The following is a 22,420-nucleotide window of genomic DNA, read 5'->3' as shown; positions in this document are numbered from 1 at the left end:
ATACGTGACTATGACACCCCTTGCAAGCGTGTTTCCTGGGGTTTTCAGGCCCGGAACAAAAGCCAACCGGGAGTTTGGCTAACAGTTTCGAGTCAAACTCGGGAAAAGCGGAAGAAATAGCAGCGCCGACCTTCTCGGCCTGCTTTGGCCTCGTATCGCGTGGCGGGCCAGTCGTCGAGACGCACCCGCCAATCCTCCGCGCAGTCCGCAGTCCAGCGAAATTCGGGGGTCTGAGCCACCGCCAGCAGCGCAGTGCGCGCATAATCTCCTATGTCCGTTCCAAGCCTCAGCTCGGCCCCGGGCTTCATCACGCGCGCGAGTTGGCGCAACAGCTCGACGGAGAACAGACGGCGCTTGTGATGCCGCTTCTTCGGCCACGGATCGGGAAACAGCATGAACACGCGCGAGATCGAGGCTTCCGGCAACCAGCGCAGCAGCGGCCGCACGTCGTCGCCCCAAAGGCGCACATTTCCGAGGTGCCCCTCGTCGATGGCCGTCAAAGCCTTGACCATGCCTTCCTCGAACGGCTCGCACCCGATGAGACCGACATCCGGATGATGGCGGGCCTGCCAGATGAGATGCTCCGACCCGCCGAATCCGATCTCGAGCCACACGGCCGACGCGGCCGGCCCGAAGAGCTGACGAGCGTCCGCGGGCGCCCCCTGCGTGAGATCCACGCCCACGCGCGGCAGCAGATCGCTCATGAGCTGCCCCTGACGCGGGCTGAGCTTGCGCCCCCGCCGCCGCCCGAACGACCTCAACTCCGTCGAATGCGCCCCGCCCTGCTTACCGTCAGCCGGATTCACGTGCCCGTCCTCAAAAAACAAACGGCCGCACACCTGCGGCCGTTCGCAACAACTCGGTTCCAGATCTCAAACGGCCTTCTTGATGGTCTCGACCAGATCGTCCTTCTCCCAGGAGAAGCCGCCGTCGTTGTCCGGCTTGCGGCCAAAATGACCATAGGCCGACGTGCGTGCGAAGATCGGCTTGTTGAGATCGAGATGCTGGCGAATGCCGCGCGGCGTGAGATCCATCGACTTGGCGAGCGCAGCCTCGATGGCCGCCTCTTCCACCTTGCCCGTGCCGTGCGTGTCCACGTAGATCGAGAGCGGACGCGCCACGCCGATGGCGTAGGAAAGCTGGATGGTGCAGCGGTCCGCAAGACCGGCCGCAACGACGTTCTTCGCGAGATAACGCGCAGCATAAGCCGCCGAGCGATCAACCTTGGTCGAATCCTTGCCCGAGAACGCGCCGCCGCCGTGGGGCGCCGCGCCGCCGTAGGTGTCCACGATGATCTTTCGGCCGGTTAGGCCGGTGTCGCCATCGGGACCGCCGATGAAGAACTTGCCGGTGGGATTGATGTGCCAGACCGTATCCTTGCCGATCCAGCCCTCCGGCAGCGCCGCGCGCACGAACGGCTCGACGATATCGCGCACCTGGCGCGAGGAAAGATCCTCGACGATATGCTGATGAGACACCACGATCTGCGTCACGCCGACAGGCTTGCCGTTCTCGTAGCGCACGGTCACCTGGCTCTTGGAGTCGGGGCCGAGCTTCGCCGCATCCCCGCTCTTCGCCTTGCGGGCCTTGGCCAGGTCCTCGAGAATCTTGTGGCTGTAGTAGATCGGCGCCGGCATCAGCTCAGGCGTCTCGCGGCAGGCGTAGCCGAACATGATGCCCTGGTCGCCCGCGCCTTCTTCCTGGTTGGTCGGCTGCTGCGCATCGACACCCTGCGCGATGTCGGCAGACTGCGGATGGAGCAGAACCTTGATGTCGGCCTTGTCCCAGTGGAAGCCGTCCTGCTCGTAGCCGATGTCGCGGATCGCCATCCGCGCCGTATGCGCAATCCAATCCTTCGTCACCGTCTCGGGGCCGCGCGTCTCGCCGGCGATGACCACCTGGTTGGTGGTGGCAAGCGTCTCGCAGGCCGCGCGGATGATCCAGGGATCAACGCCCGCGCTCGCACCTTCACGATAGAAGAGGTCGACGATCTCATCCGAGATCCGGTCGCAGACCTTGTCCGGATGCCCCTCGGAAACGGATTCGCTCGTGAACAGGAATGACTGGCGTGCCACTGGATCCCCTCGATCTCGCGCTAAAGCTGGAACATTTTCCGACGAAGTGATCAGCGTTGCATCGTAGAAAATGTGACAAACAAAGAACCTAAAGTGCTTGATCCTAAGCGGGGCAGGACAAGTCAAAGCACTTCAGAGAATTCGGGCCGTGTCTTGCAGCTTTTACCGAGTCCGGTCAAGAGCGACGGCGCTTCGCCGCACCCCGAGCGGACGGCCCGCAGGCGCCGCGCATTGGCTCGCACGTCCCCATGACGGGATGACTACAATTAGTCGACGTTTTCCTCGCCACCGAGCGAGCGAACTAGCTCCACCACTGAGCGGCGAACGCGCGGATCGGTGATCTTCACGAAAGCCTTGTTCAGCTCAAGACCCTCGCGGGTCGAAAGAAATTCGACGACATAGCTTTCTGTCGGCCGTTCAGCGAACCCCGGAGCGAGCGAGGTTTCCACCAGCTCCGCCGGCGCCTCGTCATAAAAGAATTGCACTGGCACGCCGAGCACGCGCGCCAAATCGAACAGCCGGCTCGCGCCGATGCGATTGACACCCTTCTCGTACTTCTGAACTTGCTGGAAGGTAAGTCCAAGGTGCTCGCCGAGCTTCTCCTGGCTCATTCCAAGCAACATTCTGCGAAGTCGGACACGAGTTCCAACATGCGCATCGATCGGGTTTGGCTTGCGCGAGCCACGCTCGGTATCGACCTCTTCGTCGATTGCTTCGTCTTTGGACATTCTTTTTTGCTCCGTACCCAACTCGACCGTTTCGGCTCGCCTCTTGCCTATGGAACTCGCGCAGCCGGGTCAATCTTGACGGTCATGAAAGAACTTTGCATCAAGTACTTTTGATTGAGACGGATACAAAAAAACAATTGATGGGCGAGATTTGTGCACTTCAGATAGCAGCTTTAAGGATTCGCCTACTGACCATCAAGCATTACGTGGAATGATTTCTTATCCTCAAAATAAAAAGTGTAGCAGCGAACAACACGCCAGCGAGCAGAAAAACGCCATCTCCCCACACTGCATACGCGGGCGGGCTATGAGATATTGGAAGTAATGAACTTGCACTTCCTTTCACGTTTATACCGAGCATGACTACAATCTTTCCGGTTGGTCCGACGACCGCTGAAATGCCGTTGTTCGCCACCCTGACCAGCGTCAGGCCCTCTTCTACCGCCCGGACCCGTGCTTGATGAAAATGCTGCCGCGGCCCCGTGGTGTTGCCGAACCACCCATCGTTCGTGACGTTCAGAAGCAAACCCGGACGCGCCCGACTCGCCGCACCGACACCCGGAAAAATCGCCTCGTAGCAGATAAGACTACCCACCGGCGGAAGCCTCGGCACGGCAAGCGTCGGTCTCGGGATAACACCCTCGGTAAACCCACCCCGCATCCGCGTAAGTTGCTCGAGCCCGACCGCCTCGAGCGCGGCTTGCCATGGCAGATACTCTCCGAACGGAACAAGATGGGTCTTGTCGTAGACGCTGTGCAACGCGCCGCCGCTGTCGAACACCATCAGGCTATTGAATGCGCGATAAGCCTGCGGAGCGGCCATGCCATCCGGAGCAGCAGCGGGCTCACGCCGCAACGCGCCCGTCAGCAGCATGACGCCTTCCGGCAACGTCGCACCGATCGCCTCCAGCGCTTCGGGATGCTCCAGCGGCAGAAATGGCATCGCCGCCTCGGGCCACACCACATGCGTGATGCCGGCAAGATCGTCCCGCTCTCCCGCCGCGGTTCTGACGGAGAGATCGAGATGCTCCTGAAAGATAGCGCCCTGCTTCTCGGGCAGCCACTTCTCGCGTTGCGGAATACTCGGCTGCACGATGCGGATCTTGACGCCGTCCACGTGTCCCGTTGGAGCGGTCTCGATCCGAGCGATGCCATAGCCCGCCAGCAGAAGCAGCGGAGCAGCGACAACGAGCGCCGCGCGGAGCCCGGCGCGCCGCCGCGCAGCCCCAGCCGAAACATCGCCCATCATCACGAGCGGCGCGCCGAAGATCGGCACCGCAATCAAGGTCAGCCCGTAGATGCCGAGAAGCCCCGCGCTCTGCAGGAACACCGACGGCCCCGTGAGCGCATAGCCCAGCACGTTCCACGGAAATCCCGTGAGCACATGCCCGCGAAGCCATTCGAAACCGGCGAGCATGAGGGCGAGTACGAGCAGCCGCTGAAATCCCGGGCGCCACGGCAGAACGGAGAGTGCCGCCGCCGCCGCCCAGAACAACGCAAGGCCCGCGGGCATCAGCGTCACCGCGAACGGCAGCAACCAGCCGAACTTGTCGGCCTCCACCAGAAATGCTTCCCCGATCCAGAATAGGCCGAAAAGAAAATAGCCGAATCCGAACCACCATCCCGAGATGGCAGCGGATCTCATCCCCTCCTCACGCACGCCCGGCCGCGCCGCCGCGTCGTCGATCAGCCAGACGAGAACGGGAAGTGAGAGAAACAGGATGGGCGCGAAAAGAAACGGCGCCATCGCCAGGTTTGCAAGCGCACCCGCCGCAAAGGCGATCGCATGGCGGCGCCAGCCCCGCGCCGTCCTCACCGCGTGCTGCCACTCGCCGAGGCGGTCTCGCACGTCCCTCATCGAGGTCAGCCGGACACGCCGCTGTCCGCCGCATCCGCGTGCGGCACGTGGATCTTGAGCCGCTTGACCCGGCGCGGATCGGCGTCGAGCACCTCGAACTCCACACCCGAGGCATGGCGGATCAGCTCGCCGCGCGCAGGCACGCGGCCCACGATCGCGAACACGAGCCCGCCCAGCGTATCGATGTCGGCCTCCTCTTCGGCCTTGAGCAGCTTGATCCCGAGCCGGGTTTCGAGCTCCTTCACCGGCGCGCGTCCCGACGCGACGAGCCCAAGCTTGGGATCGACAGCGATCAGATCGGCCTCCTCCTCGTCGTGCTCGTCCTCGATATCGCCCACGATCTGCTCGACCAGATCCTCGATCGTCACGAGACCATCTGTGCCGCCGTACTCGTCGACGATGAGAGCCATGTGAATGCGCGTCGCCTGCATGCGCACGAGCAGGTTCATCGCGGGCATGGACGGGGGAACGTAGAGGACCGGCTTCCTCAATTTCAGAACGGCAATAGGCCGCGTGAGATCGATGCGGCTGAGATCGGGCTTGCCGCCGGCGAGCCGGCTCTCTCCGTCCGCTTTGACGGTGTCAGCCTGGCCGGGACGCTGCTTGCTCGGCTCCCTCAGCGCACGCCCCGCCACCTCCGCCGAGATCCACCGGAACAGATCCTTGATGTGGATCATCCCGCGCGGATCGTCGAGCGTCTCGTGGAAGATCGGAATGCGCGAAACGCCCGCCTCCTCGAACAGGCGCACGAGCTCGCCAAGCGGCTCCATCTCCTCGATGGCGATGATGTCCGCCCGCGGCACCATGATCTCGTCGACGCGCGACGCGCCGAACCGCAGAAGGCCCGACAGCATCATGCGCTCTTCCGGCGAGAAGCCGCCGGTGACCTTGGCTTCTTCCTTGAGCAGAACCTCGAGCTTGTCGCGCAGCGTCGGCTGCTCTGAAAGCCCTAGCCGGGTCCAGAGATGATGAAGCCATCCGCTCGCGCTCTCGCGCATGGTAGGCCGCTCTCGGTCGAGACTCACATCGTCCATCTGGTCGTCGTCACTGGTCATGGGTTGCTGGAGTTACCTCGTCGCCTGCATAGGGATTGGCAATGCCGAGTCCCGCGAGAACCTCGATTTCGATGCCCTCCATTTCCTGAGCCTCCTCCTCCGTCTCGTGATCAAATCCGAGAAGGTGAAGCAGGCCGTGCACGACGAGGTGTTGAAGATGATGCGCGGGCGTCACGCCTTGCTCGGCCGCCTCCCGCTCGATCGTTTCCTGCGCCAGGATGATGTCACCCAGTTGAGGCGCGCTTTCCTCTTGAGGCCCCTTGAGAGCCGGGAACGACAGCACGTTCGTGGGCTTGTCCTTGCCGCGGAAACGCGCGTTGAGATCGCGCACCGTCCCGTCGTCACTGAGCGCGACGCACGCTTCGGCTTTGGGCTCGTCCGCGAAGAGAGGATAGGAGGCGAGCGCGCGGCCCGCGGCAGCGATCAGGCGATCCCGGTCGCCGATCCGCGACCAGTCGCCTGCTTCGTGGAGGATGTCGAGGCTGAGCCAGAGGGGCGCCGCAGGGCTCCCCTCGCTCAGACTTCGACTGTCCGGATCGTCGGGCATGTCTAAGGCTTCCTCGTCCCGGCAGGACCGGCACGATCATAAGCCTCGACGATCTTCGCCACGAGGTCGCGACGCACCACATCGACGCTGGAGAAACGCACGGCCGTAATGCCGGAAACATCCGTGAGCAGGCGCACCGCCTCCTCGAGCCCCGAGGTCATACCCGGAGGCAAATCGATCTGCGAAGGATCGCCGGTGATGACCATCTTCGAGCCTTCGCCGAGGCGGGTCAAAAACATCTTCATCTGCATGCTCGTCGTATTCTGCGCTTCGTCCAGAATGACGAACGCATTGGCGAGCGTGCGCCCGCGCATGAACGCGAGCGGCGCAATCTCGATCACGCCCTGCTCGAGGTCCCGCTCGACCTTTTCGGGTGGCAGCACGTCGTAAAGCGCGTCATAGAGCGGACGCAAGTAGGGATCAACCTTCTCGCGCATGTCGCCTGGCAGAAAGCCCAGACGCTCGCCGGCTTCCACCGCCGGACGCGAGAGAATGATGCGCTCCACGAGCCCGCGCTCGAGGCACTGCGCAGCGAACGCGACCGCAAGATAGGTCTTGCCGGTGCCCGCCGGGCCGATGCCGAACACGAGATCGGTTTTCTCGAGCGCACGAATGTAGGTGCTCTGCGCCGGCGTGCGCGCCTTCACGACACGCCGCCGCGTCGCGATCTGCCCCTGCCCGTCGGAGGGAGCATCCTGCTGGCGGGAGTGTCGGATCAGCCCGTCGAAATCGCCCGGTCCCACATGCTCTCCCTTCGTCACGCGCTCGTAAAGCTGTTCCAGCACGCCGCGCGCAATTTCGCACGCCGCCTCTGAACCGTTCAGAATGACGACATTTCCGTGGGCGTGCGCCTCGATGCCGAGACGGTCCTCCACGAGAGCCAGATTGGCGTCGAACTCGCCAAGGAGGCGGGTGAGATGTCGGTTATCCTCGAACGGGACGACCACTCTCTTGTTGGGAATTGGGGATTTAGCCACTCGCCGTCGACCTATGGCCGTCTGGCCGCGAACTGCTGTCAATCGCCTCGTCTCCTAAGAGAAGCGCTTCCCAGTGACGGGAAGCCTGTTGTCCGTTGCGCAGCACGATCAATCAAAGCCCTGACCGGAGCCGAATCGCGACTCCTTCCCTTGAGCCTAGAGCCGGAACGCCGCCGAGGCGAGCGGCCTCGATCCGATGAGCTGCGCTGATCGGACTTTCGAACAGGAACCTTTTGTGCGCTCGCATGCGGTGGTGAGAACCCGGCCAGAGGAGAACGTGCTCTAGAATAGGCAAGACGGGCGTCGAATCAACGCCCCTGCCAACCGCGGAACGGTTAACAGGCCTATTTGGATCCGCGTATGACACCGGAAAGGCTGTTCGCCCCGGCAGCCTGGATCTCCACGTCGATAATCCGGCCGATCAGATCCGGCTGCGCATCAGCGTGCACCAGCTGGAGATAAGGGGAACGCCCCACGAGCTGGCCGTCGCGCCGCCCGGTCTTCTCGAACAGAACCGGCAGCGTCCTGCCGACTGTCGCGCGGTTGAAGCGGCTGTGGCCCTCGTCGATCGCCGCCTGCAGGCGTTCGAGCCGCTCGCGCTTCACGCCCTCGGCCACCTGCCCTTCCATCTTCGAGGCCGGCGTTCCGGGGCGCGGGCTGTACTTGAAAGAGTACGCGTGCGCGAACCCGACTTCCTTGACCAACGTCAGCGTCGCCTCGAAATCCTCGTCCGTCTCACCCGGAAACCCGACGATGATGTCGGTCGAGAGCGCGATATCGGGGCGCGCCTCGCGGATGCGCTCGATCAGCCGCATGTAATCGGCGCCCGTGTGCTTCCTGTTCATCGCGGCCAGCACGCGGTCCGATCCGGCCTGGAAAGGCAGATGCAGATAGGGCATCAGCTTTTCCTCGTCGCGATGGGCGGCGATCAGATCATCGCTCATGTCGCGCGGATGGCTGGTCATATAGCGGATGCGATCCAAGCCGTCGATCGCGGCCAGATGACGAACGAGGCCCGCAAGCGTCGTCGCCCGCCCGTCCGGTCCATCGCCATGATAGCCGTTCACGTTCTGCCCGAGCAGCGTAACCTCGCGCACGCCGCGCGCGACGAGGCGGCGTGCCTCCTCTACGAGAGAGGACACCGGCCGCGAGAATTCCATGCCGCGGGTATAAGGCACCACGCAGAACGTGCAGAACTTGTCGCAGCCTTCCTGCACGGTGAGAAAAGCGGACGCCGCTTTCGCGGGCTTACGATCAGGCAGCGCCTGGAATTTATCCTCGTCCGGAAACGCCGTCTCGACCAGCGCGCTCTCGCCGTTCCTGAGACGCGCGAGAAGCTCCGGCAAACGGTGATAGCTCTGAGAGCCGAGCACGAGATCCACGGCCGGGGCGCGGCGCACGATCTCCTCGCCCTCCGCCTGGGCGACGCAGCCCGCCACCGTGATCAGCGTGTCCTTGCCGCCCTTCGCGCGATCACGCTTGATGTCGCGCAGGCGCCCCAGATCCGAATAAACCTTCTCTGCCGCCTTCTCACGGATGTGACAGGTGTTGAGAATGGCGAGATCGGCTTCCGACGCGTCGCTGGTCTCGACATAACCCTCGGCCTGAAGCGCCTCGCTCATGCGCTCGGAGTCGTAGACGTTCATCTGACAACCGAATGTCTTGATGAAGACACGCTTCGCCGCAAGCGTAGCATCCGGCTCGCTGTGCCGCGACTGGAGCGGCGTCTCGTCGAGAAGCGATGTTTCGAAATCGTCCACGGGGCTTTCCGGATAGCAGGCGCGGCTCGAATTGAACGCGTGCACAGCGGGTATCACAAATTCATCTGGGCCACATCCCCACGTCACCGCATTGCAGCATTGCGGGGGTGTCTTGTCCAGTGCGGCGCACAAACATAGTCACCGGATTTTGCACGAACAGGCACGGAAATATTACGTTGCATCAAAGACCTGACCCAAACTCGCGGCCCGTTAAACCTAACTGCAAAACGCCCGGTCTCTGCCGCATCCCTCAACGAAACAGCGTGTCACCGCTCTTGGCGGGACGGCTCGCGGTGCGCGCCTCCGCCACGGGGGTCGTGACGGCGATCGGCGCATCCGCCGGATAGTTGCGCAACAGACCTACGACGTTCTGGCGGATCTCGTCCTCGCTCCGCCGCGCGAGATCTTTCCGGTCGGCGAAGCTTTCGAGCGGGATCGGCTTGCCGATGCGAATGCGCACATCCAGCGGCCCCGCCTTGAGCAGCTCCCACGCGTGGCTCTGCATCTCCATGTCGCCGTACCAGCCGACGATCGGGCGTGCGGCACGGTTCATCGGCACGCCATGCAGCCGCGTGTAGACGAGCGACAGGGTCTGCACCACCACGTCCGGCGTCGCCGCAGAGGCCGCGCCTGCCTTCGCGGGAGGTTTCGCGGCGGCGAACAGCGAGGTCTTGAAGGGCAACACCCGGTTTCCGTCGCTCGACGTGCCCTCCGCGAACAGCACCACCGTATCACCCATGGCGAGGCGGCCCATGATCTCGTTCGTCGTCTCGCCCACCGCTGTGCGACGCTCGCGATCGACGAACACCGATCGCTGCAGCCGCGCGAGCGTGGAGACGAACGGCCACCGCGAGACGTCTTTCTTCGCCACGAACGAGACCGGCGCGACGGCCGAGAGCACCGAGATGTCGAGCCACGAAGTGTGGTTGGAGATGAGCAGCACCGGCTTGTCTTTGGCCACCTCGCCTTCGATGGAAAGGCGCACACCCATCAGCCGGCACACCTGCCGGTGATACCAGTGTGGAAACCTGCGGGCGCGCGCCGGAGACACGCGGAGAAGCGCCGCCTGGATCGGCATCAACGGCACGGTGAGCGCGAAAAATCCCGCAAGAATGGATGTGGCTCTGAACGTTCCCATACTCGAAACCTTGGTCGGCGCGATGCGGCGATCCCCAGCCGAGCCCGCGTTAGCCCTTGCGCGGCGACTTCTTCTTGTCAATCGGCTCGCCGTAGAGCTCCAGCCGATGCCCGACCAGCACGTAGCCGAGCTCCCGCGCGATCTTTTCCTGCAGCTTCTCGATTTCCTCGCTGTGGAACTCGATTACGCGGCCGGTCGCAATGTCTATCAGATGGTCGTGATGGTCTGGCGACGCCTCCTCGTAGCGCCCGCGTCCGCGCCCGAACGCATGCCGTTCGAGAATACCCTTCTTCTCGAGAAGATTGACCGTCCGGTAGACGGTCGAAAGCGAGATGTGAGAATCGACCAGATGAGCGCGCCGGTGCAGTTCCTCGACGTCAGGGTGATCACGCGCCTCGGAGAGCACGCGGGCAATGACCCGGCGCTGGCCCGTCATGCGAAGTCCATGCTCCGCGCACAACACCTCTAGCCGCGAGAGGCTATCGTTTTTCGAGACCGGCATGGCGCATATCCCGAGCAATGATCGGATGCGCTCCTCCGAAGTCCGACCGGAACCTACGCGAGAGCAGCGCGAATCTCTTTGGTCTACTGGATTATAATAGGGGATTCCACAAGGCCGTCTAAAGCCTTAGTGCTAACGTCACCGCATCCACTGCTTGCGCGCCGGGACGCTCGTAGTAGCCCCGCCTCAACCCCGTTCCGAGGAACCCCGCCCTCCGGTAAAGCTCCAGCGCGGCGTCGTTGTCGGCCGCCACCTCGAGAAAGAGCTTCTTGGCCTCGGCCCGCTGCGCGGCCCGCGCCACGCCATCGAGCAGCCGGCGCCCCAATCCCTTCCGCTGCCAGGCAGGCGACACGCCGATGCTGAGAATTTCCGCTTCATCCGCGGCGAGCTGGGCCATTACGAACCCCACGCACACTTTGGGCGCTCCGCCCACCATAGCCATGAACGCCGTCGACGCGGGATGATCGAGCAGTGAACGCACGCTGTCCTCCGACCACGGGGGCGAGAACAGCTCCGCGTGAAGCCGCGCTATCTCGGCGGCTTGTTCGGGCCCAGCCCACAGCAGCGAGACGTACTTCGGATCGAGCGGCGCTCCGTTGGTCATGATACTCTCTTGAGCGAAAACCCGTCCTGCGGCTTCGCATCCGGCGGCCTCAGATAAAGGGGGCGTGGCAAGCCGGTTGGTGCGCCGAGAACGGCAGCTTCGGGAATGAACTGCACATCGGGTTCGAGCGCGCCGGGATATGCCGCGACACGCGCTCCCTCGCAGGCACGCGCAGCGGCGGCCACCGCCTCTGCACCCGATCCGGCTGCGATCGTATCCATCGTGCCGAGGAGCGAAACCGCAGTCTCCGGCGTGACGAGAGACGGCTCGCCGATCGGCGCCAGAGTACCCGCGGCGAACGCCTGGAAATAGATTTCCCCGCGCCGCGCATCCACGGCGGCCGCCAGCACTTTGCCGGACGCCTCCATCGCGCCAAGCTTGGCCGCAGCAGTATAGGCCAGCACGGCAAGGCTCGAAAGCGACACCACCTGAGCACCGCTTGCAAGCGCCAGCGCACGCGCCGTGCCGATACCGACGCGCTGGCCGGTGAACGTACCCGGCCCGACCGTCACTACGATTCGGTCGAGCGCGTCGAACCCGAACGGGGCCTCCGCCATCACTTCGGAGATCATCGGCATCAGCCGCTCGGCGTGCCCGCGCTCGAGACGTTCGAACCGGAAGGCACAGCGACGCGACGAGCCCGCGCCGCTATGCGGCACGCTCCACGTGGCCGCCACCGAGCAGGCGCCGAAACAGGTATCGAAAGCGAGCATGTTCATGCTTCGAGCCTATACCCTGAAGCGGCTCGCGCAACGAAAGTTTTTTAATCTATCCGGCTTGCATCGAAAGCAGGATCACTCGGCAATCGCAGCCCGAAATGCCTTAGATGATTTTCGCGAGCTCCTCGAACGCAAGACGTGGCGAACGCGGACGCAGAGCCGAGGCGTCGCCGTAGCCGAGATTGCAGAGGAAATTCGCGACCACCTCCGTCCCCGCGAAGAACTCGCGCGTCACACCCGCCTGATCGAAGCCCGACATCGGACCGCAATCGAGCCCCACGGCGCGCGCGGCCATGATCAGATACGCACCCTGCAGCGACCCGTTGCGGAAAGCGGTTTCGCGGATGTGCTCCGGCTTTCCCGTGAACCAGGAGCGCGCGTCCGTATGCGGAAAGAGACGCGGCAGCTCGTCATAGAACTTGAGATCGTAGCCGATGATTGCCGTCACGGGCGCCTTCATCGTCTTGTCGCGGTTGCCTTCCGAAAGAAGCGGCTTGAGCCGCGCCTTGGCCTCCTGCGACTTCACGAACACGATCCGCGCCGGCGAGCAGTTGGCGCTCGTCGGGCCGAGCTTCATGAGATCAATGATTTCGACGAGCAGCTCGTCCGGAACCGGTTTGTCCTGCCACACGCTGTGGGTCCGCGCGGCAAGAAAGAGCTGTGAAAGAGAGGCTTCGTCGAGGGAGAACGCCATAGCGGGAAATCCTGAAGGCTGGAAAAGCTGGCGGGAACGCGGAGTAGGCGCAAAAAGAAAGAACCCCGCCGGGAAGGCGGGGTTCCGAGAAAACCGGGATCACACGGCCTGGACTTCTTCCACCTCAGGGCAGAAATGCCGCAACAGGTTCTCGATGCCGTGCCGCAACGTGGCCGTGGAGCTGGGACAGCCCGAGCAGGCGCCACGCATATGCAGATAGACGATGCCATCGCGGAAACCGGCGAAGGTGATATCGCCGCCATCTTGCGCCACGGCCGGACGCACCCGCGTCTCGAGCAGCTCCTTGATGGTCGCCACCACATCGGCGTCCTTGGCGTCATAAGCGCCATCCGCCGTGTCGTTCGCGCCATCGCCGTCGACGATGTTTGCGCCCGACATGTAGTGCTCCATGATCGCGCCGAGGATCATGGGCTTCAAATGCTGCCACTCGGCATCATTCTTCGTCACCGAGATGAAATCCGAGCCGAGAAACACACCCGACACGCCCTCGATGTCGAACAGGCGCTTGGCGAGCGGCGAGGAGCCGGCGTCGCGCTTGGCCCGGAAATCGGCGGTGCCGTCCTCCAGCACGGGCTTGCCGGGGATGAACTTCAACGTCTGGGGGTTCGGCGTTGCCTCGGTCTGAATGAACATGTCGTGTCTCCTCGCAAACCGTGCAGGCAGCTCCATAGCGCCGCCCTCACACGCCCCATCTTTAGAATTATTCTAGCAAATAAGCCAGGCGTCCCTAATTGTCTAGCCCTGGCATCGGAGATTTCACAAGGAACCTGATCAAATCAGGGCGCGATCTATCGGCGCGGGCCGCTGCTTCAAGCCAGGGCCACGATATCCTCGAAATCGAGGTTGCCGGGAACCACGGTGATGGGGATCGGAAACGATCCGGCCGCCGTGCCTGCTGCCAGCGTCGACACTAGCGGCCCTGGCCCCTTGGGGTCTGTCGAGGCCCCCAGCACGAGGATGGAAACATCCTCGTCTTCGGCGATGGTCTTCATGATCTCCTCGCCCTTGAGGCCTTCGCGCACCAGCTCCTCGCAGACGATGTTCTCGAACCCCACCTGGTGCAGCTTCCGGCGAAACAGGCGGAACAGCGCCCGCGCTTTCACTGTCTCCTCCTCGATCTGCACCTGCCGCACGCCCGCCCAATGCTGGAAGTCCTGCGGCTCGATCACGTACAGCATGAGGATCTGCCCGGATGATCGCACGACGCGCGCCGCCGCATAATAGAGTGCGCGCTCCACCTCCGGGCTGTCGTCAACGACGAGCAGGAACTTCCGGGTGTGGCCAGCCTCGAAGGAGCGGCGTTTGCGATATGCGGGCGTCATGGACGCGATGCTGCCATGCGATTCCGGACTTCACAACAGGCGCGTGGGCCGGACACCTTGGAGCACAAGCAGTCCTGATGCAGATGTCTGGACCCCGACCTGCGTGTGGGGACGTCGAGTCTGAGGCAGGCGGATAACAAACATGCCGTCACCCAGCGGAGGCCGGGGTCCGGATACGTCGGAGCCACACATCGCATGAGGGGCCAATGGCGCCCCCTGCCCGCCGCCGCCTACGACCGGATGAAGCCGACGATGTCCTTCACCTCGTTCATGACCGGCGTCGCGATCGCGCGCGCCCGCTGCGAGCCGTCCGCCAGCACGCGGTCGATCTCCGCCGGATCGTTCATGAGCCGCACGATCTCTGCGCGGATCGGGCCGAGTTTTTCCGTCGCGATCTCGGTCAAGGCCCGTTTGAAGCCGGTAAAGATGCTCGGCCCCTCGCCCGAGGTCTTCTGCAGAAGCTCGAGCCCCGCCTCCTTGGTCACGCCCGCCAGCGCGGCGTAGATGCCGACCAGATTGTCGATCTCCGGACGCGCACCGAGTTCTTCGAGATTGGCGGGAGGCGTCGGAACCATGTCCGTCTTCGCCCGCTTGATCTTGTCGGCAATCGCGTCCACCTCGTCCATGAGGTTGATGCGCGAAAGATCGGAAGGATCCGACTTCGACATCTTCTTCGTGCCGTCGCGCAGGCTCATCACGCGCGTCGCCGGTCCCATGATCACAGGCTCCGGCTGCGGGAAGAACACGCCATCCGCGTAGCCCTTGGCCTCGATCGAGGGACGGAAATCGCTGTTGAACTTCTGCGCGATGTCGCGGGCGAGCTCGAGATGCTGCTTCTGGTCCTCACCCACGGGCACGTGCGTCGCGCGATAGGCGAGAATGTCGGCCGCCATGAGGTTCGGATAGGCATAGAGGCCGACGGACGCGTTCTCGCGATCCTTGCCCGCCTTCTCCTTGAACTGCGTCATGCGGTTGAGCCAGCCGAGCCGCGCCACGCAATTGAAGATCCAGGCCAGCTCCGCGTGCTCCGGCACCTGGCTCTGGTTGAACAGGATGCTCTTCTTGGGATCGAGGCCCGAGGCGATATAGGCGGCGGTCACCTGCCGGATCGCGCGCGTGAGCTCGGCCGGGTCCTGCCAGACGGTGATGGCGTGCAGATCCACCACGCAGTAGATGCACTCGTGCGTCTTCTGCATCTCGATCCACTGCACCATGGCGCCCAGATAGTTGCCTAGATGCAGGCTGCCCGTGGGCTGCATGCCCGAGAAAACGCGCTCTTTGAGTTCCATAATCCCTCGTCCGTCCGGCCAAGACCTCGCGTCGGCCCGGCCGGGGTTATGACGCGCCGGAATGGGATGCGCAAGCCTCGCGGCCGCCCGGCTCAGCCCCGCCGGGAGATCTTCCGCAATTGCCGGAGATTGAGGGTCCCCGTCACCAGAATGACGGCAGCATAAACCACGAGCCCGATGCCGATCAGCGCCGTGAGCGCCATCACGTGCACCACGAATCCGCGATCCGGCGCGAAGTAGGCGCCGAGATAGTGCGCCGCACCGATCAGCGCCGCCCCCATCACCACACTTGACAGCACGATCATCGCGAACGCCCGCGCCATGCGCCGGTCGAGTGTGAAATGCCCTCGCTTGACGAGCGTGGTCCACAACAGCCCCGCGTTGAGCCATCCGCCCAGTGTCGTCGCTACCGCGATGCCGAGGTGCGGGAGGTAGCCGAGGCGCCGGAACAGGAAGAACAGCGCAATCGAACCCACCGTGTTGGCGATCAGGCTGATGGCTGCGTAGCGCATCGGCGTCCTGGTATCCTCGCGGGCGAAATAAGCGGGCGAGAACACCTTGATCATCACGAACGCCGGCAAGCCCAGCGCGAACACCGAGAGCACAGCGGAAGTCTGCGCCGTGTCCGTTGCCGTGAACGCGCCGCGTTCGAACAGCACCTTGATGATGGGCACCGGAACGAGCGCGAGCGCGAGCGCGGCAGGCACCGTCAGCAGCATCGCGAATTCGAGCGAGCGGTTCTGGCTGTCGAGCACGGCTTCGTGGTTGCCCGCCCTGAGTTGCCGCGACACATCCGGAAGCAGCACCACGCCGATCGCAATGCCGACGATCGCGAGCGGCAGCTCATAGAGCCGGTCCGCATAATAGAGCTGCGAGACGGCGCCCGGTTGCTGCGAGGCGATCACCGTGCCGATCATGATGTTGAGCTGCGTCACGCCCCCCGCGATCACGCCCGGGATGCCAAGCGTGATGAGCCGCCTCATGCGATCCGTCATGCGCGGACGGCGCAGCTTGAGCGTGAAATTGTTGCGCCTGAGCCCGCTGATCAGCAGCCAGAGTTGCAGCACACCCGCGACAAACACACCGACCGCCTGCACCACGCCACCGCCTGGCTCGTTGTGATAGCCCATCGCGAAACCGATGAAGATGGCGGCGGCCAGCGTGACGTTGAGAACGATCGAAACCGACGAGCTCTCCACGAACTTTCCGAACGTGTTGAGCACGCCTGAGAACAGCGCGACGAGCGACATGCAGAGGAGATAGGGAAACGTGATCTGCGTAAGCAGCACCGCGAGATCGAACTTCTCCGGCGTCTCGCTGAACCCCGGCGCGAGCAGATACATGAGCCAAGGCATGGTGAGGATCGCGACCACCGAGAGCGCGACCAGCACCGCGAACAGTCCGCTCATCGCCTCCTCGGCAAACGAGCGCGCGGCCTCCTTGCCGTTCAGCTCCAGCTCTTTCGCGAACAGGGGAATGAACGCCGAGTTGAAAGCACCCTCGCCGAACAGGCGCCGAAAGAGATTCGGAAAGCGGAACGCCACGTTGAACGCGTCCGCGACCCAACCTGCACCGAACGCCCAAGCAAAGAGAATGTCGCGCACGAACCCCAGCACGCGGCTGACGAGCGTCAGGCCGCCGACGGTGGCAAAGGCGCGATAGAGCTTCATGACTTCCCCCGGGGAACGCGCCCACCCATAATGCGCTTGCGGAAAAGTGGAAACCGGTTTTCCGGCCGGGGACGGCCCAGCCGGCGCACCTGATTGCTACTCGCGGCCGTGCGCAGAATATGAATTACGATTTTATGCCAAAGCCTTGCTGGCGATTCTACAGGGGCGGGGCAGCCCCGCCTCCGAGGGACGACACGAAGAAGCTCGCCCCCATCAGAAAGACGAGCGCCGATCCGATGAGCCCGGCCCCCGTTGCAACCGCGCCGGCGAGCCGGCTTTCCCCGCCGCCTGCCATCCGCTTCGCGAGTTCCCGCGAGCCGACCGCAAGCGACGCCAGAACCGACACCGTGATCGCCGTTCCGAAGGCCATGGCGAACGCGGAGAAAATGCCCGCGATCAAAAGCCCCTGGCTGAGCGCGAAGATCATCACCAGGATAGCGCCCGTGCACGGCCTGATGCCGACTGAGAACGCGATGGCGAGCGCCTTGGTCCACGGAAGCGAACCCTGAAGCTGGGACGGATCGGGAATGTGCGCATGATCGCAGCACGAGCCGTCCGCCGCGTGGCTGTGCCCCTCGTGCGCATGGTGGTCGTGCTCGTGCGCGTGGCCATGGCTGTGAGCATGGCTTGCGCCGTGGTTGTGGTCATGGTCGTGCCCGCACCCACAGCTTCCATGGGCATGTTCGTGCGCATGAGCATGAGGCTGCGCGTGATCGTGATGATGAGAAGCGGTCGCAACGGCAGCGGCGCTCCGGCGCTTGAGCAACGCGCCGAGCTGCCCCCAGAGCAGCCACGCGCCGATCAGCGCGACAAATCCCCAGCTCACGGTCTCGATCCACTTCTCGGCTGCATTGATCTCGAGGCTCGTCGCACGCAAGGCGATAGCCAGCACGCCCACGATGGCGATGGCCGACAACGCCTGAATGAACGCCGACAGGAACGAGAGCATGATGCCGCGCCGCACCGTCTTCTCGTTGGCGAGCACGTAGGACGAGATCACCGCCTTGCCGTGACCCGGCCCCGCCGCATGTAGCACACCGTAGGCGAAACTCAGGAATGCCAGCAGAAGCGTGGCATGCAGTGCATTGCCCGTCTTCATCTGGCGCACGGCCCCCGCGAGCTCGCGGTTGAGCCTCTGTTGCTGCGTAAGCACGTAAGACCACACGTCGCCGAGAAAGCTGCGCTCCACCTTCTGCGCCGGAACGCTCGTGGATTGGCCAAGCGCGAGCGGAACGCCGAACGGCGACTTCTTCGTCTCGCCTTCCTGGGCGTGCGCCGAAACGGCGACGACGAGGCAAAGCAGCAGCGCGCCGAGCGCGGAGAAAAGACGTGTCATGATTTCTTGCAGCCCAGCGTCACGGTTTTCGCGTAACCCATTCCCATGCCGGCGTTGGCATCGCCTGCCGTAAGCTGACCGCCGAACGACTCGTTCAACGACTGAAGCTGCTCCAGCTCGTTCTGCGGAATGCCGACATTGGCCGAGCAGCCCGCAGGCGCGCCTGCGCTTAGCTTCACCGGATCATCTTTGCCGAAATCGAATGCGATGAAGAACGATTCATCGAAGACGGAGAAATTGAAATCCTTGGCGTCCGCGAGCACCGGCTGCTCGAACGGCAATATGAAATGCAGCGAGAGAAGCCCGTCCTTGTATTCGAGATGATAGTCGGTGGGATCCTTCGCCTTGACCGGCGCCGCGCCGAGCTTTGCCACCGTGAAGTAATTGAATTCCTTCAACCCATCGATGTTCACCTTGGCGAGCTCCGCCAGCTCCTCGCGAGAGTACTGCCCGTCGCCGTTCGCATCGAGGCCCTGGATCGCCATGGCCGTATACATGTCGTCGAAGGTCCACTTGTGCTGAAGGCCGGTGATCGACCCGCCCTCGTAGATGACGGTCGTCTCGACCGTGACCCAAACATGTGGATGCGCCGCCGCTGGCCTTGCCGCCATGACGAAAGCCAGCCCCAGCGCCAGGGTTAGGCTCCCTATCGCCGACATCCTTGCTCGCACGCTTCCCTCCTCGCTTCGCCCAGTCCCGGCACCGATGCCCGAGTTCGCCCCCAGTCTAGCACACGTCGCAGGGCATCCCGATTTGCCGGGGGACATCCGGCCACACCGCCCCGAATCACCGGGATTTGCGTCCCGTGACGGGCATTTCTGCGGCTCGCGAGACCAACCTCAAATTGGAGCAGAACGAAGGCACGGCGGCCTTTGTTGCGCCCGAATGGATGTTATAGTATCCGTAAATAAAGATCGGAGATCACCCATGCCCCGCACACGGCCCGCCTCATGCATGTATGTCCGCAATCGCGCTGTCATCGCTGCCGCGGCCACCGCAATCGCGGCCACTGCGAGCCCGGCATGGGCTGAGCTCAAGGTGACCGTCACCATCAAGCCGGTCCACGCGTTGGTGGCCCAGGTCATGGAAGGCGTCGGAACCCCGTCCCTGCTCGTCCAAGGCGCCGCGTCTCCGCACACCTACGCCTTGAAGCCGTCGGACGCCAAGGCGCTGAACAAGGCCGACGTCTTCTTCCGTGTCTCGGAAAGCGTCGAGCCCTTCACGCGCAAGATCGTGGCCGCTCTGCCGAAGTCGGTGCACACGGTCACGCTCGCCGATGCCCCAGGCATCGAGCTTCTCGACGTTCGCACGGGCGACACCTTCGAAAAGCACGATCACGCCCATGAGCACGGCCACGAAGACCACGACGACGATCACGACAAGCACGCCAAGGCCGGTCACGACCACCACGAAAAGGCTGGCGAGGCTCATGACGATCACGATGATCACGAGCACGAAACCCGCGACGGCCACGTCTGGCTCGATCCTCAGAATGCCCGCAAGATGATCACCGAGATCGCGCGTGTACTTTCCGAAGCCTCCCCCGCCGACGCGGACAAGTTCAAAGCGAACGCCGAGCGCGCGAGCGAAGCCCTCGACACGCTGCAAGCCGAGATCGCCAGCGAGCTGGAGCCCATCAAAGGCAAGCCCTACGTCGTCTTCCACGACGCCTATCAGTATTTCGAGCGCCGCTTCGGGCTCACCGCAGTAGGCTCGATCACCGTGAACCCCGAAGCCCAGCCCTCCGCCAAGCGCTTGACGGAAATTCGCAAGAAACTGACGGACCTTTCGGCAAGCTGCGTGTTCGCCGAGCCCCAGTTCCAGCCGAAGCTGGTGGCGGCCGTCACGGAGAACACCAAGGCCCACACCGGCACGCTCGATCCCGAAGGCGCGCTCGTCGAGCCGGGCCCCGGCGCCTACGCCACGCTGCTCAAGAACCTGGCATCGGGCCTCAAATCCTGCCTCTCACAGGGAAGATGACGGCATCGCAGCCACGTGGTTGGACAAGACAGCCGACAAATGAAAAGGGCGGCCACAGATGTGAGCCGCCCTTTCGAGTCTGATCGGCGTATCCGCCCGCGCTAAAGCGGTGGATGCCGGGATTACTCCACCTTCGTATGCGAGGTCCGCGAGACGGCGCCGCCAACCTGGCGGGTCTCCATGCCCTCTTCCGGACGCACCGGGTTTGCTTCGTCGTCAGGATAGATGAAGAAGCCGGTCTTCGGAGCGCTCGCAACCGAGCGCGTCTTCTTCGTCACCTTCACCGGTTCAGCCACGGCCGGAGCCTGCTCGACGTCGGCCGACGCCACGCCCGCACCCGTCTGGAAGCGATTCCACGTCACCACCACCTTCGTGCCGGTCGGAATCTTCGGGTAGAGGTCGAGCACGTCCTCGTTGAACATGCGGATGCAGCCCTTCGACACGTTCTGACCGATGGTCCAGGGCGCGTCCGTGCCGTGAATACGATAGGTGCTGGAGCCCAGATAGAGAGCGCGCACGCCGAGCGGGTTCATCGGATGGCCGCCGGGCACCCAGCTCGGAAGCCGGGGATTCTCGCGCAGCATCTCGGGCGTCGGACGCCAATCGGGATTCTCACGCTTCATCGACACCACGGTGGTGCCCTGCCAACGGCTCTGCTCGCGCGGAACGGCGATCGGATAGCTCGTCGCCTGGCCTTCCTTGGTGATGTGGTAGAGACGGCGATCGCCGAAGCTGACGATGATCTGGCCGGCCTTATACTGCGGGTCGAACTTGACGACCTGGCGCTTGCCGCCACCGTACTCGGGCTCGCCACCCCACAGGAACTCGATCAGGCCCTGCGCGTTGGCGGCACCCGGCGCTCCCGCCAGCACGGCCGCCGCGGCCACTGCTGCCAGAATTCCACCGACCTTTGCCTTCAACACCGACATTTACAAAACTCCCGCTGTCATAAGCTGCAAGGGTCGAAACCGGTTCCCTCGAAAAGGTCCCGCCCCATCGCCGGCATGTTGCGCCAGTTTGATGAAGGCCCCGTATAAACCAGTCCTAAAATTGGTGGCAGAGCACCACAGTCACACCACGGTCATCTTCCGTCAATTCCGGCACACTTGCCGCTCGACCGGTGCCCGAGTGCAACGCATGCCGATTTGCAAGGCAAATCGGCAGGTTGAGTGCCTCTACAGCTTGACAACCTGCCGCATTTTGATGAGAACAAAAAAAGAACAAAATCGACCCGCATAACTCTCCTCATGAGCGCGTACCGATCCCCTCGGGTGCTCGTGCAGTGAAGTGGCGTAACGGCCGGGTAGGCTGGCGTACCGGGCCTGCCGGGTCGGCGTAAGTTCAATCATGTGGCGCATATTTACGCGTATTAACAATTTTAAGTTGCGTTAGTTGTGTGGTGTTGCGTTGTGTTCTTCGCCCGTCGCCGTGCCCTCACCCGGCGGCTGAAGCGAAGCAGTTTTCCCCGTGCCTGCGATCTTGTGGCGCCAGCCCGCGTTCAGTGTGCGTCTCGTTTCCTGGCCTGGCCCAGCGGCCGGAATGGAGCCCCCGCCATTCCGGCCGTCATTTTTTTCGCAGTCTCGCTCCGTCAGCGTGACGCCGGCTCCGTCGGCTTGAGCCCGTCCGCCCCCATGAAAACTACGAGAACGCGCATGGGAGCAACCCCGGTATTGCGGCCGTTGTGCGCAACGCCGATCGCCTCCAGAACCGCCTCACCCGCGCGGTACACCCGAACGCCCTTCTCCCCGTAGTCGACCTCGAGCTCGCCTTCGAGCACATAGCCAAGCACCGGCATTCCGTGTGTATGCCAGCCGGTCTCCTGTCCGGGCGCGAGTGTCACCACCGCCGCCGTCACTTTGGCCGGCGCGCCCGCTGGATAAGCGATCCGTTCCCCCACTACGGTCTCGCCGGAGGAAAGAAGTGGCACGGCAGGAGGCGGCACATCGCGTGCACGCAACGCATCCACCCACACCAGCGCAACGGCCACAGTGCAGAAGAGGCTGATTGCCGCCCTCTCGCGAATACGAAGGTTTCCAAGCATGTCTTCACCCCTATAGAACGGTATCGAGATCCTGCCGCTGGAACCGATGACAGAAGACGCGCACGCGTCTCTCGCGCGGGCCCGGCGAGCAAGCACAAGACACC

Annotated in this window: 22 protein-coding genes; 1 reads left to right on the top strand and 21 read right to left on the bottom strand. The window is 63.6% G+C overall.

Going from position 1 to position 22,420, the window contains the following annotated elements:
* Nucleotides 1-92: 92 nt before the first annotated feature.
* The 19 genes from trmB to PE058_RS06730 all read right to left on the bottom strand — a co-directional run bounded on the left by trmB (nt 93) and on the right by PE058_RS06730 (nt 18,954).
* Nucleotides 93-806 carry a tRNA (guanine(46)-N(7))-methyltransferase TrmB gene (trmB, locus tag PE058_RS06820; protein ID WP_271030194.1) on the bottom strand — a complete coding sequence of 238 codons (714 nt, stop codon included), beginning with the start codon at nt 804-806 and terminating at the stop codon, nt 93-95.
* Between the two features lie 66 nt (nt 807-872).
* Nucleotides 873-2,075, bottom strand: coding sequence for a methionine adenosyltransferase (metK, locus tag PE058_RS06815; protein WP_020087634.1), 1,203 nt, complete (start codon nt 2,073-2,075; stop codon nt 873-875).
* Between the two features lie 266 nt (nt 2,076-2,341).
* On the bottom strand, nt 2,342-2,803 hold the full coding sequence (locus PE058_RS06810) for a helix-turn-helix domain-containing protein (RefSeq protein ID WP_020087633.1): 462 nt from the start codon (nt 2,801-2,803) through the stop codon (nt 2,342-2,344).
* A gap of 202 nt (nt 2,804-3,005) precedes the next feature.
* Complete coding sequence (gene lnt, locus PE058_RS06805; RefSeq protein WP_271030193.1) at nt 3,006-4,661, bottom strand: apolipoprotein N-acyltransferase; 1,656 nt, start codon at nt 4,659-4,661, stop codon at nt 3,006-3,008.
* A gap of 5 nt (nt 4,662-4,666) precedes the next feature.
* Nucleotides 4,667-5,716, bottom strand: coding sequence for a CBS domain-containing protein (locus tag PE058_RS06800; protein WP_156827555.1), 1,050 nt, complete (start codon nt 5,714-5,716; stop codon nt 4,667-4,669).
* Nucleotides 5,706-6,263, bottom strand: a complete 558-nt coding sequence (gene ybeY, locus PE058_RS06795) for an rRNA maturation RNase YbeY (RefSeq protein WP_271030192.1) — start codon at nt 6,261-6,263, stop codon at nt 5,706-5,708. The genes PE058_RS06800 and ybeY overlap by 11 nt, the downstream gene beginning before the upstream one ends.
* A gap of 2 nt (nt 6,264-6,265) precedes the next feature.
* Entirely contained in the window at nt 6,266-7,240 is a 975-nt protein-coding gene (locus tag PE058_RS06790; RefSeq protein WP_245257717.1) for a PhoH family protein, read from the bottom strand.
* 344 nt (nt 7,241-7,584) lie between these two features.
* Nucleotides 7,585-9,000: a tRNA (N6-isopentenyl adenosine(37)-C2)-methylthiotransferase MiaB gene (gene miaB / locus PE058_RS06785; protein ID WP_442908677.1), complete on the bottom strand. Its 1,416-nt coding sequence runs from the start codon at nt 8,998-9,000 to the stop codon at nt 7,585-7,587.
* A 250-nt stretch (nt 9,001-9,250) separates the two neighbouring features.
* Entirely contained in the window at nt 9,251-10,138 is an 888-nt protein-coding gene (locus PE058_RS06780) for a lysophospholipid acyltransferase family protein (RefSeq protein WP_020087627.1), read from the bottom strand.
* 49 nt (nt 10,139-10,187) lie between these two features.
* Nucleotides 10,188-10,640 carry a Fur family transcriptional regulator gene (locus PE058_RS06775; protein ID WP_271030191.1) on the bottom strand — a complete coding sequence of 151 codons (453 nt, stop codon included), beginning with the start codon at nt 10,638-10,640 and terminating at the stop codon, nt 10,188-10,190.
* Nucleotides 10,641-10,758: 118 nt separating this feature from the next.
* The gene (gene rimI / locus PE058_RS06770; RefSeq protein ID WP_020087625.1) at nt 10,759-11,244 is read right to left on the bottom strand and encodes a ribosomal protein S18-alanine N-acetyltransferase; all 486 of its coding nucleotides are present in this window, start codon (nt 11,242-11,244) and stop codon (nt 10,759-10,761) included.
* A complete protein-coding gene (gene tsaB, locus PE058_RS06765) occupies nt 11,241-11,963 on the bottom strand; it encodes a tRNA (adenosine(37)-N6)-threonylcarbamoyltransferase complex dimerization subunit type 1 TsaB (protein ID WP_271030190.1) in 723 nt (240 codons plus the stop codon). Before tsaB ends, rimI begins: the two co-directional genes overlap by 4 nt.
* A 103-nt stretch (nt 11,964-12,066) precedes the next feature.
* Nucleotides 12,067-12,657 carry a malonic semialdehyde reductase gene (locus PE058_RS06760; protein ID WP_020087623.1) on the bottom strand — a complete coding sequence of 197 codons (591 nt, stop codon included), beginning with the start codon at nt 12,655-12,657 and terminating at the stop codon, nt 12,067-12,069.
* Nucleotides 12,658-12,756: 99 nt separating this feature from the next.
* Nucleotides 12,757-13,311, bottom strand: a complete 555-nt coding sequence (locus PE058_RS06755) for a NifU family protein (RefSeq protein WP_020087622.1) — start codon at nt 13,309-13,311, stop codon at nt 12,757-12,759.
* 176 nt (nt 13,312-13,487) lie between these two features.
* The gene (locus PE058_RS06750) at nt 13,488-14,000 is read right to left on the bottom strand and encodes a universal stress protein (protein WP_020087621.1); all 513 of its coding nucleotides are present in this window, start codon (nt 13,998-14,000) and stop codon (nt 13,488-13,490) included.
* Between the two features lie 230 nt (nt 14,001-14,230).
* Nucleotides 14,231-15,289 (bottom strand): tryptophan--tRNA ligase, encoded by a 1,059-nt coding sequence (gene trpS / locus PE058_RS06745; RefSeq protein ID WP_020087620.1) that lies wholly within the window; start codon nt 15,287-15,289, stop codon nt 14,231-14,233.
* 92 nt (nt 15,290-15,381) lie between these two features.
* A complete protein-coding gene (gene murJ, locus PE058_RS06740) occupies nt 15,382-16,959 on the bottom strand; it encodes a murein biosynthesis integral membrane protein MurJ (RefSeq protein WP_271030189.1) in 1,578 nt (525 codons plus the stop codon).
* A gap of 157 nt (nt 16,960-17,116) precedes the next feature.
* A complete protein-coding gene (locus PE058_RS06735) occupies nt 17,117-18,295 on the bottom strand; it encodes a nickel/cobalt transporter (RefSeq protein ID WP_271030188.1) in 1,179 nt (392 codons plus the stop codon).
* A complete protein-coding gene (locus PE058_RS06730) occupies nt 18,292-18,954 on the bottom strand; it encodes a DUF1007 family protein (RefSeq protein ID WP_051113882.1) in 663 nt (220 codons plus the stop codon). Before PE058_RS06730 ends, PE058_RS06735 begins: the two co-directional genes overlap by 4 nt.
* A 268-nt stretch (nt 18,955-19,222) precedes the next feature.
* On the opposite strand from PE058_RS06730, the gene znuA reads away from it, so the two are divergent.
* Nucleotides 19,223-20,275 (top strand): zinc ABC transporter substrate-binding protein ZnuA, encoded by a 1,053-nt coding sequence (znuA, locus tag PE058_RS06725; protein ID WP_271030187.1) that lies wholly within the window; start codon nt 19,223-19,225, stop codon nt 20,273-20,275.
* Nucleotides 20,276-20,397: 122 nt separating this feature from the next.
* On the opposite strand, the gene PE058_RS06720 is transcribed toward znuA, so the two are convergent.
* A complete protein-coding gene (locus PE058_RS06720) occupies nt 20,398-21,204 on the bottom strand; it encodes a L,D-transpeptidase (protein WP_020087615.1) in 807 nt (268 codons plus the stop codon).
* 659 nt (nt 21,205-21,863) lie between these two features.
* On the bottom strand, nt 21,864-22,316 hold the full coding sequence (locus PE058_RS06715) for a cupin domain-containing protein (RefSeq protein ID WP_271030186.1): 453 nt from the start codon (nt 22,314-22,316) through the stop codon (nt 21,864-21,866).
* Between the last annotated feature and the right edge of the window lie 104 nt (nt 22,317-22,420).

The organism is Hyphomicrobium sp. DMF-1 (genome assembly GCF_027886585.1).
GTDB lineage: Bacteria > Pseudomonadota > Alphaproteobacteria > Rhizobiales > Hyphomicrobiaceae > Hyphomicrobium_C > Hyphomicrobium_C zavarzinii.
This window is presented reverse-complemented; position numbering and strand designations above follow the sequence as displayed.